Genomic DNA, 14315 nt, shown 5'->3' with positions numbered 1-14315 from the left:
AGGCGTGATCAAGAAAACGGGGTCGGTTCAATGACAGTCATCGCCGCTATACTGATGATTGTACCCGACTGACAATAGCATATTGTTAAAACCGCAGTTCGTGTCTTTGCAAAAGCCTATATATCTTGTCTTCTGTTTATACGCGATTCACGCCACCATCATAACAATAATTCCAGCGATTCGCTTATCGGACAATGAAACCATGATTATCAAATGCCCCTATTGTGGTCCGCGCGACGTTATTGAGTTTACCTATCAAGGTGACGCTGCCCGTACGAGGCCCGATCCGGCATCGACAGATCAAAATCTATGGAACGCTTATATTTATGATCGTTCCAATCCTGCAAGATCACATCGCGAATTCTGGCTGCATACAGGCGGTTGCCGTCAGCATCTCGTGGTTACCCGGGATATGTCAACCCACATGATTCTCTCCGTTGACTTTGCACGGGACAGCAAGCCTGTGGAGGCCACTGATGACAAGTAGCCGGCTTCCGAATGGTGGGCGCATAGAGCGCGCTAAATCGATCGGGTTCACATTCGACGGCAATACCTATAGTGGCCATCCAGGCGACACGCTTGCCTCCGCGCTGCTTGCCAACGGAATCACGCTCTTTGGACGCTCTTTCAAATATCACCGCCCGCGAGGTCTGCTCGCAGCAGGCAGCGATGAACCCAACGCGCTCGTCACGGTTATTTCAGGCGATGTCCGCGAGCCAAATGTTCGCGCCACCGAGCTTGAGATTTATGATGGACTAGTCGTCCAAAGCCAGAACCGTTTTCCATCGCTCGAACATGACCTGATGGCAGTCAACCAATTGGCCGGCCCACTTCTCTCTGCAGGATTCTATTATAAAACCTTCATGGGGCCAGCGATTGGTCCGTTGAAAAGCACTCGCTTTTGGATGTTTTGCGAGCAGTTCATCAGGCGCGCAGCAGGACTAGGCAAGGCAGGCACTGCAGCTGACCCAGACCGCTATGAACGTATGAATGCATTCTGCGATGTCCTTGTGGTTGGAAGCGGACCTGCTGGCCTTATTGCAGCTGAAGCCGCAGCAGCAACTGGTGCGCGTGTTATCATCGCAGAAGAGCGGCCCGTCCCTGGCGGCTCTCTGTTGGCTTCCGGCGAAATAATTGACGGACGTAATCCTGCAGTTTGGGCCCGTGAAAAGGCCGAAGCCCTTGCCAGCCTGCCAAATGTTCGCTTTCTGACCCGCACCTCTGTCTGGGGATATTATGACGGAAACGTTTTGACTGCTGTTCAGCACGTTGCTGACTCCGAGCCAAATCGAACCATCGGCCAGCCACGCCAGCGTCATTGGGTAATCCGCACAGGTAAAACCATTCTCGCAACAGGTGCGTTCGAACGTCCCATCGTCTTTCCGGGCAATGATTGTCCGGGCGTAATGCTTGCCGATGCTGTACGGCGCTTTGCGCTAGAGTACGGCGTTGGTGCCGGAAAAAACGTTACACTATTCACCAACAATGATAGCATTTATGATGTGGCCCGAACATTGTCATTGGCTGGCATTGCCGTAACCACCATCATCGATGTCCGTCCCGACATATCTGGAGCCTGCAGGGATATTATCAATCACCTCGGTGCTGAATTGCTACTTGGCGCGGCTGTTACCGGCACCCATGCTGGCAAATCCTTGAGTTCTATAACTGTCCAACATTTCAATGCAGAAACAGGGCGGATATCTGGTGCTCCGCGCGAAATCAAAACCGACTGCCTGGGCGTGTCCGGTGGCTGGTCGCCGGCCATTCACCTCGCTAGCCAAGCCGGTGGAAAACCCGAGTGGGACGAGGATTTACAGGCTTTCCTTGCGCCCGAACCCAACCAGAACTGGGTAGTCACCGGATCGGCGGCCGGTTATATGGATACAATCAGCGTTCTTTCTGACGCGGCTACAAAAGGCTCAGCCAAAAGCAGACTTATTTTGCCGACCATAGAGGCACCCCTGCTGGATAGCTCTCCAGCACCAATCTTCGAAATCGAGCCTGCCGGAAAATCCCAGAAAGCATTTGTTGATTTTCAACATGACGTAACCGCAAGTGATATTCGCCTCGCCTATCGCGAGGGTTTTCACTCCGTCGAGCATCTCAAACGTTATACAACGCTTGGCATGGCAACCGATCAAGGCAAGACCTCAAATATTCCAGGTCTCGCTATCATGGCCGAAATTCGCGGTATTTCTATTCCCGAAGCTGGCACCACCCGGTTTCGCGCACCCTTTACACCTGTATCAATGGGCGTCATTGCCGGAGAACGTTATGGTGATCTGCGCCCTCACCGACTAACTCCCATGCACGATTGGCATATCAGTAATGGTGCCAGAACATATGAAGCCGGGCTTTGGCACCGCCCTATGATCTATGGCAGTCCCGGTGAAACCGTTGAACAGGCATATACGCGCGAAGCGCGCGCTGTGCGCGAAAGCGTTGGTATTGTCGATGTGTCTACATTGGGCAAGATTGATATTCAGGGGCCTGATGCGGGAGAATTTCTCGATCGCATTTATACCAATATGTTTTCGACACTGCCTGTTGGCAAAGCACGCTATGGCCTCATGCTCCGCGAGGATGGTATTGTTTTTGACGACGGCACCACCTGGCGACTTGGCGAAACCCAATTTTTGATGACAACCACAACGGCTAATGCCGGGCCGGTCATGCAGCATCTGGAGTATTATCTCGACTGCGTTTGGCCGGACTTGCGTGTCCATCTCACATCGGTAACCGACGTATGGGCTGGCGCCGCTATTTCTGGCCCGAAATCACGTGCCCTACTTGAAACATGCGTGACCGGAGCCAAGGTAGACAATACTGCCTTGCCTTTCATGGGCATCGTCTATGGATGCATTGGCGATATTCCAGTGATGATCTGCCGTCTGTCATTCTCGGGTGAACTTGCTTATGAAGTCTATTCTGGTGCTGGACATGGAACGCAGGTTTGGGAAGCGCTGATCTCAGCGGGTCAACAATTCGATATTGTTCCTTATGGACTGGAAGCGCTCGGAACATTGCGCATCGAGAAGGGCCATGTGACGGGTGCGGAGATTGATGGGCGAACCACAGCGCACGATCTTCATCTCGACTGGATGCTGTCAAAGAAAAAAGCCTATATTGGTTCGGCGATGATCGACCGGCCGGGCTTGAAAGACGAGAACCGTTTGTCACTTGTCGGCCTCATTTCGCTGGATAACCAATCGATCAACGGCGGCAGCCATATTGTGTCAGACAAGACACCCCGTGAACCTGCCGACAGCTTCGGTCATGTGACAGCTGCATGTTACTCACCTGCGCTCGGGAAGTATATCGCGTTGGCGTTGGTCAAACATGGAACATCAATGATCGGCAAACGCGCCTTCGCGACTGATCTTTTGCGTGACAAGCATGGCGCGGTGGAGATTGTGAGCCATCACATGTTCGACAAGGATGGGAGCCGGATGCATGGCTGATCTGCAATCGCCACTTGGCATAACCTTCATCCCGGGAGATCACGGCAATGCTGTTGACGGCGTTGGCGTCACTTTACATGAACGAACGAACATCTCTCTCATTCAGGTGACTGCCTGGAACGACACCATTCCAACTGTTTTGACAGCAATCGGCAGTGCGACGGGCGTCATTATCCAAAACAAACCGGGTCATGGCCGAGTTGCAGGCGAAAAGGCCGTTTTTGGCTTTGCGCCAGGACGTTTCATGGTCGCTGGTGCGACCCCTGATCTTGAGCAGCGTTTGCGCGCTGCCATCTCACCTGATCTTGGTACAATCGTTGCGCTAACGCATGGGCGTACGGTTTTCCGTATAAGCGGACCGCGTGTGGAGTGGGTACTGGCGAAGCTGTTTGCAATCGACTTTTCCGAACATGCCTTTCCCGTAGGAGCTGGTCGCGCAACATTGCATCACGACATTCACGCCTTGATCCAGCGTGTAGATGACAATGGTTTTGATCTTTACGTTTTCCGCTCCTTCGCGCGCTCCTTCTGGTTAACGCTGGGCCACGCGGCTGAAGAGGTTGGTTATCGCGTGGAATAATCTATTTGAATGCAAAGTATCTGAGGCACCAGTTCCGGTAGTGAGGCTTCAAAAACCAGCATGCAGTCCTTCGTTCCCTAATGCGCTTTTGGAAGCTTTGCCCGCAACGTAAACTTCAGCAACGCTCCTGTCGTCACCCATCGTCTGCAACAACATGAGCTCTTCGACCAATGTCTCGATCGTTTCCATCCGCACCCGCATGGCTGGCGTGGCGCGTGCATCAAGAACAACACAATCCGCCTCTGCCCCAGGTTTGAATGATCCGATAACATTATCCAGCGACAACGCACGGGCGTTACCAAGCGTTGCCTGATAGAAAGATCGTAGCGGATGGTATCGCTGCCCTTGGATGTTCAGTATCTTATAGCCCTCATCCATGGTGCGCAGCATGGAGTAGGATGTACCTCCTCCAACATCCGTAGCAATCGCATGCCGGACGTTTGATTTTCGCAACCGGCCAAGATCGAAAAGCCCGCTGCCAATAAAAAGATTTGATGTGGGGCAGAAGACGGCAATTGATTCGCTATCAGCAATGGCGTCAATCTCAGCATCGGTCAGGTGAATGCAGTGGCCAAGCAATGTCTTGGGGCCAAGCAGTCCATAATGTTCATAAACATTGGTATAATCGCGGCTCCAAGGGAAGAGCTCTGCAACGAAAGCGATCTCGGCCATATTCTCGCACAGATGCGTCTGAATGTGCAGTTGCGGAAATTCACGCACCAGCGCGCCACTCATTTCCAATTGTTCGGGTGTTGAAGTCGGTGCAAACCGTGGCGTTATCGCGTAAAGCTGGCGACCTTTATCATGCCACTCATTGATCAGCGTCTTGGTGTCGTCATAACCCGACTGCGGCGTATCCAGCAGTCCGGGCGGCGCATTACGATCCATCATCACCTTACCAGCAACCATGCGCATATTGCGTTTATTTGCTTCGGTGAAAAAAGCCTGAACCGAAGCTTTATGGACAGAACAATAGGCCGCAGCAGTCGTCGTTCCATGCCGAACAAGCTCATCAAAAAACGCAGATGCAATCCGCTCCGGATGTCCTTGATTGGCAAACTTTTGCTCTTCGACAAAGGTATATTTATCAAGCCACTCCAACAATGCCCCAGCGTAGGACCCTATCACCTGCATCTGGGGATAATGAATGTGACAATCAATAAAACCTGGCATGATGAGGTGTGGACGATGATCAATGACATCGACATTTTTCCCCTCGCCTGCTCGCAGAGTAGAATAATCGTCCGCCACAACTATCTTGCCATTGCGTATCAGCAAGCCACCATCTTCAATATATGTGTACGTACCCTTGCTTGCCTCCCCCTCCAGAGGTTCATCGTGAAAAGTCAAGACTCGCCCGCGTAACAGTATCTCAGTCATTTGCCGATTTTCTCAATGTTCCGTCGCGGTACCATGCAACGATTTGCGCACGCTCATCATCGGTGATCCGGGTGAGATTACCAGGGGGCATGGCGTGGCTGACTCCGGCCTGAATGTAAACCTCGTTAGCATGAGCGGCGATCCGCTCGTCTGTGTCGAGGCGAATTCCCTTAGGAGGCATCAATATTCCTTCCCAAGAAGGCTCCGCAGCGTGGCACATGGAACAACGCCCCATAACAGTATCCCGAACGTTCTCAAAATTACGTGCTGCGAGAAATGGTTGAGCAGCACGAGAAACCTTTTCTTCGCCAGTCAGCACCTTGGGAACGGTCGACAGCCAGATGATAATTATGAAAAGAATGGTTGTTGCGAGCCATGTCCAGTGTGGATCTCCCTTTCCCGCATGCTTGGAATTGAAATAGTGCCGAATGAGAACGCCCATAATGAAGATCAGCGCGGCAATAACCCAGTTGAACTGGGTGGAGTGTGCAAGGGGATAGTGGTTTGACAGCATCAGAAAAATAACTGGAAGCGTCAGGTAATTATTGTGCGTTGATCGCTGTTTTGCCTGTTTTCCAAGCTTGGGATCAGGCGTCTTTCCGGCGATCAGATCAGCGACAACGATTTTCTGATTTGGAATAATCAGCAGAAAAACATTACCGGACATGATCGTAGCAGTAAAAGCACCAAGATGGAGAAAAGCTGCCCGACCAGTAAAAAGATGGGTATAGCCCCAAGCCATAAAAACGATCACCCCATAAAGGACGATCATCAGTGCAGTATCGTTGGAGGCGAGCGGAGAACGGCAGAGCAAATCATAAATCAACCAACCGATGGAAAGCGAAACAAGGGATATTATAATCGCGACTGGGGTCGACACGTCCAAGACATTGGGATCAATCAAATAGAGATCGGCGCCCGCGTAATAAACGATGCAAAGCAGCGCAAATCCGGAGAGCCAGGTCGCATAGGATTCCCATTTGAACCAGATCAAATGCTCAGGCATGTTTGGAGGTGCGACCATATACTTTTGAATGTGATAGAAGCCACCGCCATGGACTTGCCATTCTTCACCATTCACCCCTTGAGGCAGGCTGGCATGACGACGCAGACCAAGATCAAGAGCAATAAAATAGAATGACGACCCTATCCATGCAATGGCTGTAATCACATGCAACCAGCGAGCAGCAAAACTGAACCATTCCCAAAAAATCAGATAATCCATCGACACCCCACACGTCATATACTGCGCTACAATGCGGTCGTTCGCGAGCCGATGCAACTAGTCCCGCTACCTGGAATCGTGGAAAATAAGCCCTAGCGTGTTCCGCTGCCCCCAACGTAATCGGCTCACGCCATGGCGCATATTCACGCGGTAATATCCTCGCGAACCTCTCACAGGCCGCTGGCTGACAGGAAAGATCACTGCATCGCCTTGTCTAAGTGGTACGACTTCGGCACGCGATTGCATACGTGGACGCTGTTCTGTCAGAACGAACTCGCCTCCGCTGAAGTCGTCCCGTGGCTGTGACAACAGGATCGCAACCTGTAGCGGGAAAACATGCTCGCCATAAATATCCTGGTGCAAGCAATTATAATCACTCTCACCATATTGCAGAAGAAGCGGCGTGGGACGCTCCTGCCCCGCTGCATGGCACCTTTCAACAAACGCCTTGTGTTGATCGGGATAACGAACATTGATACCCATCAATTCGTTCCAGCGGTTAGCAACGGTTGCGAGCGGGGGATAAAGTGCAACGCGCAGATTCTCAATTATGCTTGGTAGCGGGTAGCTGTAGTATTTATATTCACCACGCCCAAAGCCATGCCGCGCCATAACAATACGCTTCCGGAACTGGCTATCTTCGTTATAGGTGGCGGCAATCCGTCGAGATTCTGCTTGCGACAGCAGTCCAGGCAGTACCGCGCAGCCGAAATCATCAAGCTCTGTAACTATCGAAGTCCAATCGATTTTCTGGATGTTGGATTCATCTGCCATGCCACATCTCCTCAGTTCATGTTTCAGAACAGCGTGTCGCATTCCCAATATTCTTCCACCCGTTTCCTGCTCGACGCCATATTTTACAGGCATTTACGCATTACACGACGATTTTAAGTGACTCAGAGGGACAGACTTCATAAATAGAGTCGCACCGAGGTTGCTTTGCACCGCGATAATTTCACATGGGAATAAATAATGGGTTTGTTGGGAAACAGGAAAACAGGAAGACGCGGCACAGCTCCGCTCCTGATTTCTGTGTTCTGGCTTATTTCCACTCTCAGCGCGACATTGGCTGCTGGTTACTTAGTCGATCGCGATGCGAATATTGCGTCAACAGGCGTTGGCAGCCCGCTAAAGAACGAAACGCGATTTGCGCGCGAAGCTGACAGTTCATCTGTACCGACGCAACGACCGTTGCGGGTCGTTGCTCTTGAAACGCTGCATCTTAAAATCAAAAGCGGATTGCGCGCTGATGCTGGCCCACAAGATGGATTTCTGCCTGGCGAACCGCGACTCGTTATGGGTCAAAAATTTGCGGCAGCGCCAGAACAGTGTGGGTCCGGCCGCGTAGCGGATTGCAATTCATTTTTCAGCGCTCGAGCCCCACCGTTCACGGCTTGATATCTCCGTTTCCAGCCAGGAAACGACGATCTAAATTCCGGCAGCGGCTATTTCTACAAGGCTGTAGCCCTCTTTAATAATGGAACACAGATATGCGCACTTCCAGATGGGTTCTCTGGACCTATATTTTTATAATTCTTGCGGGCATCGTTCTTGCCTTCCCCAATATGTTCACCAAGGCTCAGCTCGATGCAATGCCGAACTGGCTTCCTAAAAAACAGGTTGCGCTCGGTCTGGATCTGCGTGGCGGCTCCTATCTTGTTCTCGAAGTTGATGCGGCCGCTCTAAAAAAGGATCGCATTCGTTCTATCCTGGATGATGCTCGCGGTCGTTTGCGTACAGCAAGAATTCAACCGCAGTCCATTCGCATCGCTGGCGATAGCGTTGTCGTCACAATCCCCGATTCTGCGCAGCGTGATGCCGCCGCAACGGCTCTTCGCGAATTGACGACACAGGTTGCGCAAATTGGATTTGCGGCTCCGGTCAGCGACATCGATATCGCAACCAATGACAATCAAATCCGCCTCACGCTTACTGATGCGGGCATGAAGGACAAGCTCGACAATGCACTGACCCAGAGTCTGGAGATTGTTCGTAGACGCGTTGACCAAATCGGCGTTGCCGAACCATCCATCCAACGCGTTGGTTCTGACCGTATTGTTGTGCAGCTGCCGGGACTACAAGACCCAAGCCAGTTGCGAGCACTGCTCGGCAGCACCGCTAAAATGACATTCCACATGGTTGCCGACCGCAATGCTGGTGACGCGCCTACTCCGGGCATCTCCATTTTGCCGGATGCTAAAGAACCCGGCATCACTTATCCTGTAGAGGATCGCGTAGCACTTAGCGGTGAACGCCTTACGGACGCACGCGCGGCTTTCGATCAGCAAACCAATCAGCCAATCATTTCCTTCAGGTTCGATAATATTGGCGCACGTCAGTTTGCCGAGATAACCAGCCAAAATGTCGGCCGTCCCTTCGCTATCGTTCTCGATGGAAAGGTGCTGACAGCGCCTGTTATTCAGGTGCCGATCACCGGTGGCTCCGGTCAAATAACGGGTAACTTTACGGTTCAGGATACTGTTACAACCGCCGCTCTGCTCCGCGCCGGGGCGCTGCCTGCACCGCTAACTGTCATTGAAGAGCGCACCGTTGGTCCAGACCTTGGCGGCGACGTCATCAAAATGGGCCTTTTGACCGGCTTGATCGGCTTTGCGCTCGTCATTTGTTTCATCTTCATTCTCTACAGCGGGTGGGGTCTGATTGCCAATTTTGCACTCGCGCTGAATATTATTCTGACTTTCGGCATTCTGAGCTTGATCGGTGCAACTCTCACCCTCCCCGGCATAGCCGCTATCATCCTCGGCATCGGCTTTGCTGTGGATGCCAATATCCTTATCAACGAGCGTATCCGTGAGGAGGCGCGCAAAGGCATTGGCGCAATGGCTGCAGTGGATCGCGGCTTCAGACTTGCCTATTCAACCATTATCGATGCAAATGCTACGCATCTTATCGCAACCTTCCTTCTATTCCTCTTCGGTACGGGCCCCGTTCGCGGCTTTGCCATCACAATGATCATTGGCGCGCTCGTGTCCATGTTCACGGCAGTAACAGTTGTTCGTATCATCACGATGGCCATCGTTCGCCGCCGGAAGATGAAAACAATTCACATTGAGCATCTGTTCAAGCTTGTGCCGGAAAACACCAATATCTCTTTCATGAATGCTCGATTCTTCGGTATCGGCGTTTCGCTTTTCCTGTCCATTGCATCAATCGTTCTGTTCATCCATCCCGGCCTCAATTATGGCATCGATTTCAAGGGTGGTATCCAGGTTGAAGTTACGACATCCAAACCAGCTGAGCTCGCTCCCATGCGTGAAAAGCTGGAAGGATTGGGACTTGGCGAAGTCGCGCTGCAACAGGCCGGTGGCGATAGCCAGGTGCTGATCCGCGTACAGCGTCAGGAAGGTGGCGAAGAGGCACAGACCATTGCCGTAACCAAAGTCAAAGCAGCCGTGGAAGAACATGATCCGGGCGTAAAAATTGAACGCTCCGAGGTTGTTGGTCCAAAGGTCAGTGGGGAATTGGCCCGGTCTGGTATTATCGCGGTTGTTCTCGCCAGCCTTGCCATGCTGCTCTACATCTGGTGGCGTTTCGAATGGCACTTTGCGTTGGGTGCCATTGCAACCCTGATCCTCGATACAACAAAGACAGTTGGCTTCTTTGCGCTGCTGGGGCTTGACTTCAACCTTACAGCTATCGCCGCGTTATTGACGATTATTGGCTATTCGGTAAACGACAAAGTGGTGGTTTATGATCGAATGCGCGAGAATTTGCGCATCCACAAGAAGATGCCTTTGCGCGAGATCATTGATCTGTCGATCAACCAGACGTTGGCACGCTGTATCTACACTTCCTTGACCGTCTTTCTTGCTATGCTTCCAATGGCGATCTGGGGCGGCAAGGCTGTAGAAAACTTCGCGCTGCCTATGTTATTCGGCGTCATAATCGCGACCAGTTCTTCGCTGTTCATCGCGGCTCCGATCTTGCTTCTTCTTGGAACGTGGTGGGAAAAGAACCATGCCCATCGTATCGGTTCTACCGAAAATACAGCCACCCAAAGTTGAAAACATCCAATTTAATGTTTGACGCTAAATATTTGCGGCGTATGGAAAAATTCATCTTTCTTGCGCCGCAAATCAATGAAAACGGTTTGCAAGCCCCACCGGGTAGGCAATACTGTTATAGAAAATGACTGATTAAAAAATCTGGGTATAACCAATTCCAAACCTCAAGGGGGAGAAGCCGACATATGCCTCATGAAACGCCGCTGATTGCGACCATCGTCGTAGGCCTTGTGTTAGCCTTTATCTTCGGTGCGATTGCCAATCGTCTGCGTATTCCTCCCCTTGTCGGTTATCTCGTTGCCGGTGTTCTCGCCGGTTCCCACACTCCCGGTTTTGTTGCGGATCAAGACTTGGCAGCTGAGCTCGCCGAAATCGGCGTTATTCTTTTGATGTTCGGTGTCGGGCTGCACTTTTCCCTGAAAGATCTTCTTTCCGTTCGGGCAATTGCCATTCCCGGTGCCATTGTTCAGATTTTGGCCGCAACGCTTCTCGGGCTAGGACTAGCCTGGATTCTCGGATGGGGTCTGCAAGCCGGATTTGTTTTTGGTTTGGCTCTGTCTGTTGCCAGTACGGTTGTTCTCCTGCGTGCAATGCAGGAGCGCCGGCTTATTGAGACAGAACGCGGCCGCATTGCAGTCGGCTGGCTTATCGTTGAAGATCTTGCAATGGTGTTGGCACTAGTGCTTCTGCCAGCAATCGCTGGTGCGCTCAATGGCGGCGATACGCCTAGCGGGCCAATTCATGCAAACAACGACCCAATCGCAACCTATTTCAGTCTGGGCATTGGTGGCGTAATAGCCCTGACACTCGGAAAAGTAGCGGCTTTCGTTGCCGTTATGCTGATCGTCGGACGCCGCGTCATTCCTTGGACCCTTCATGCCATTGCCCATACCGGCTCACGCGAACTCTTCCGACTTGCAGTTTTAGCAATTGCGCTTGGGGTGGCTTTCGGTGCCGCAAAACTGTTTGGTGTATCGTTTGCACTCGGCGCGTTTTTCGCCGGCATGATTATGAGTGAATCTGAACTGAGCCATCGAGCTGCTGAAGAATCGCTGCCTCTACGCGATGCGTTTGCGGTTCTATTCTTTGTCTCAGTCGGAATGTTGTTCGATCCGATGACTATTATCAACGACCCACTCCCACTGCTCGCGACACTGGCGATCATTGTGGTAGGTAAGTCGCTGGCAGCTTTCTTCATAGTACTTGCATTCGGCTATCCAACTGGAACTGCGCTTATCATCTCTGCCAGTCTTGCGCAGATTGGCGAATTTTCGTTTATTCTCGCAGAACTTGGTGTCGGATTGGGTATGCTCCCCGAAGAAGGGCGGGATCTCATTCTCGGCGGCGCGATTCTTTCAATCCTTTTGAACCCTCTGGTTTTCGCCGGAGTAACTTATCTAAAGCCTTGGTTGGAAAAGCGCGTGCCCGCAGTTGTAGAGCCAACTGCTGAGGCCGATGTTCCCAAAACAGATGAAATGGATATCGAGGAAATTCGCCCCACCTTACTCACCGATCATGCTGTACTGGTCGGCTACGGGCGAGTAGGCAGTCTGATTGGTGATGCGTTAAAAGAGATCGGAAAGCCATTCCTCGTCATAGAAGACGCCGATAAGACCGTTGCCAAGTTGCGGGATGACAACATAGAAACAATCGTTGGCAATGCCGCAAGCGGCGATATTCTGGCCGCTGCCAATCTACCCGGTGCAAGGCAACTCATCCTTGCCATACCAAATGCGTTCGAGGCAGGACAAATCGTGGTCAAGGCCCGCGCGGCCAATCCAATTATCAGCATTCTCGCCCGTGCTCATTCCGATGCGGAAGTACAGCATTTGCAAGATCTGGGTGCTGATGCTGTGATCATGGGAGAACGCGAGATAGCGCGGGGAATTGTTTCGCATATACTCAACTTGGACGAGCCAAAGCCAGAGGGACCACTGACCGAAACCTGAAACTTAAAGAATGATGATTACAAAGGCCGGGCAGGAAAGAATATGAAACTTAAAGATTACATTTGGCCGGTCGTGGGATTGGCGGCGGTCGCCATATCCGCATGGCTCCTATACAAGGAATTACGCAGTATTTCCCTGGATGATGTGGTCTACAGTCTTCAGGCCATTTCGATGCATCGCTGGGTACTGGCGGCTTTGGCCTCGCTGGTAGCCTATGCAGCTCTCGCCGGTTATGATCGCATCGCGCTTTTGCATCTTCGCCGCAAAATCTCATGGGTGTTTATTGCCCTGTGCTCCTTCACGACCTATGCGCTGTCGCACAATATAGGAGCTTCCGTGCTTTCAGGTGCAGTCGTACGTTATCGGGCTTATTCCTCGCAAGGGATGAACGGTCCTGAAATAGCACTCCTGATTGCCTTTTGCTCATTCACTTTTCTTATCGGTGTCATGAGTTTGAGCGCCATTGTTCTTCTGATTGAACCTGAAATTCTGCAGCGTTTCAATTCCGAGTTACCGCTTTCGCTAAGCTATATTATCGGTTTTGGTTTGCTGACACTTATCCTGCTTTACACTTTCGGCAGCTGGTTGCACTTCAAGCCTTTACGCATTCGCCAGTTTACCCTTGAATATCCTCGGCTAACGGTTGTCGCACAACAATTGATCGTAGGACCGCTGGAACTTATCGGCGCAGCTGCAATTATCTATTTCACACTACCAGAAGCCGGGAATCCTGGATTTATGATTATCCTCGGTATATTTCTCGTGTCCTTTTCCGCGGCGCTTATATCGCATGCTCCAGGCGGATTGGGTGTTCTCGAACTCGTCTTTCTGACTGGCCTGCCAGACATGAATCAAGCCGATGTGCTTGCTGCCCTCATCATATTCCGCCTGTTCTATTTGCTGATTCCATTTGCTCTTTCGCTGGTGGTTGTGCTCGTCTTCGAACGTTCGCAATTGCTCCTCCGTTGGTACAAGAAAGAAGAATGAACATCAGGCTATTTTCAGGATAGGTGCTTTCACGCAGGAAATTTTTTCCGGACTAGCCGCAAATTGGTGCGAAGTTTCTTCAAGAGTACGACCCGCCACTCTATTTTGAGGCAAACTCAACATGGAGTGGCGCAATGACAACATTGATTATTCCGGGATACCGAGGATCCGAAAATGGCCATTGGCAACGCCAGTGGTTGCTTGAGGATGCGACATCGCAGCTCCTTGAGCAAGATGACTGGAATAACCCCGATCTATCGCAATGGCTTCATGTGCTGGAGGCTGCTCTTGCCGAGACGCCCGGCGCCATTCTAGTGGCACATAGTCTCGGATCTATTCTAGTTGCTCACCTTGCAGGCAGACCTTCTGCCGCGCATGTAGCAGGTGCAGTGCTCGTGGCACCTGCGGATGCCGAGCGCATGGCCGTTTGGGACAAAAAGTTTAAAAGTTTCGCGCCCTTACCGCGCTACAAATTGAGCTTTCCTTCAGTGGTCGTGGCAAGCCGTGACGATCCTTATATGTCCTTCAATAAAGCACAGGCACTAGCGAATATATGGGGTTCCGGCTTTGTTGATATGGGCAATTCAGGGCACATTAACATCGAAAGCGGTTTCGGCTCATGGCCAGATGGGCATGTTCTCGCCGATTCAATGCGCAGATCCCAGCCGTCTTTCCGGACGCAACATGCTGCCTAATGCAAATTTT

Annotated in this window: 11 protein-coding genes; 8 read left to right on the top strand and 3 right to left on the bottom strand. The window is 51.6% G+C overall.

The genetic code is table 11. The features are described from left to right. Positions 1 to 202: 202 nt before the first annotated feature. From ACYJL1_RS08490 to ACYJL1_RS08480, 3 genes are read left to right on the top strand one after another with little or no spacing between them, the layout of a single operon-like run. On the top strand, positions 203 to 487 hold the full coding sequence (locus tag ACYJL1_RS08490; RefSeq protein ID WP_460895005.1) for a sarcosine oxidase subunit delta: 285 nt from the start codon (positions 203 to 205) through the stop codon (positions 485 to 487). Beyond that, on the top strand, positions 477 to 3464 hold the full coding sequence (locus tag ACYJL1_RS08485) for a sarcosine oxidase subunit alpha family protein (RefSeq protein WP_460895004.1): 2988 nt from the start codon (positions 477 to 479) through the stop codon (positions 3462 to 3464). The genes ACYJL1_RS08490 and ACYJL1_RS08485 overlap by 11 nt, the downstream gene beginning before the upstream one ends. Continuing rightward, the gene (locus ACYJL1_RS08480) at positions 3457 to 4044 is read left to right on the top strand and encodes a sarcosine oxidase subunit gamma (RefSeq protein ID WP_460895003.1); all 588 of its coding nucleotides are present in this window, start codon (positions 3457 to 3459) and stop codon (positions 4042 to 4044) included. Before ACYJL1_RS08485 ends, ACYJL1_RS08480 begins: the two co-directional genes overlap by 8 nt. A gap of 48 nt (positions 4045 to 4092) precedes the next feature. Here the strand turns inward: ACYJL1_RS08480 and guaD are convergent, their stop codons facing one another. From guaD to ACYJL1_RS08465, 3 genes are all read right to left on the bottom strand, one after another. Next, entirely contained in the window at positions 4093 to 5424 is a 1332-nt protein-coding gene (guaD, locus tag ACYJL1_RS08475) for a guanine deaminase (protein WP_460895002.1), read from the bottom strand. Next, the gene (locus ACYJL1_RS08470; protein WP_460895001.1) at positions 5417 to 6649 is read right to left on the bottom strand and encodes a urate hydroxylase PuuD; all 1233 of its coding nucleotides are present in this window, start codon (positions 6647 to 6649) and stop codon (positions 5417 to 5419) included. The genes guaD and ACYJL1_RS08470 overlap by 8 nt, the downstream gene beginning before the upstream one ends. A gap of 66 nt (positions 6650 to 6715) precedes the next feature. After that, entirely contained in the window at positions 6716 to 7423 is a 708-nt protein-coding gene (locus ACYJL1_RS08465) for a 2OG-Fe(II) oxygenase (RefSeq protein WP_460895000.1), read from the bottom strand. Positions 7424 to 7621: 198 nt separating this feature from the next. On the opposite strand from ACYJL1_RS08465, the gene ACYJL1_RS08460 reads away from it, so the two are divergent. From ACYJL1_RS08460 to ACYJL1_RS08440, 5 genes are all read left to right on the top strand, one after another. After that, on the top strand, positions 7622 to 8047 hold the full coding sequence (locus ACYJL1_RS08460; protein ID WP_460894999.1) for a hypothetical protein: 426 nt from the start codon (positions 7622 to 7624) through the stop codon (positions 8045 to 8047). Positions 8048 to 8139: 92 nt separating this feature from the next. Next, on the top strand, positions 8140 to 10674 hold the full coding sequence (gene secD / locus ACYJL1_RS08455; RefSeq protein WP_460894998.1) for a protein translocase subunit SecD: 2535 nt from the start codon (positions 8140 to 8142) through the stop codon (positions 10672 to 10674). A 185-nt stretch (positions 10675 to 10859) separates the two neighbouring features. Continuing rightward, positions 10860 to 12623 (top strand): YbaL family putative K(+) efflux transporter, encoded by a 1764-nt coding sequence (ybaL, locus tag ACYJL1_RS08450; protein WP_460894997.1) that lies wholly within the window; start codon positions 10860 to 10862, stop codon positions 12621 to 12623. A gap of 42 nt (positions 12624 to 12665) precedes the next feature. After that, positions 12666 to 13610, top strand: a complete 945-nt coding sequence (locus ACYJL1_RS08445; RefSeq protein ID WP_460894996.1) for a lysylphosphatidylglycerol synthase domain-containing protein — start codon at positions 12666 to 12668, stop codon at positions 13608 to 13610. Between the two features lie 134 nt (positions 13611 to 13744). After that, on the top strand, positions 13745 to 14305 hold the full coding sequence (locus tag ACYJL1_RS08440; protein WP_460894995.1) for an RBBP9/YdeN family alpha/beta hydrolase: 561 nt from the start codon (positions 13745 to 13747) through the stop codon (positions 14303 to 14305). Positions 14306 to 14315 lie beyond the last annotated feature (10 nt).

This window comes from Phyllobacterium sp. K27, from assembly GCF_054796155.1.
The sequence above is the reverse complement of the archived record's forward strand: the minus strand, read 5'-3'. Positions and strand labels throughout refer to the sequence as shown.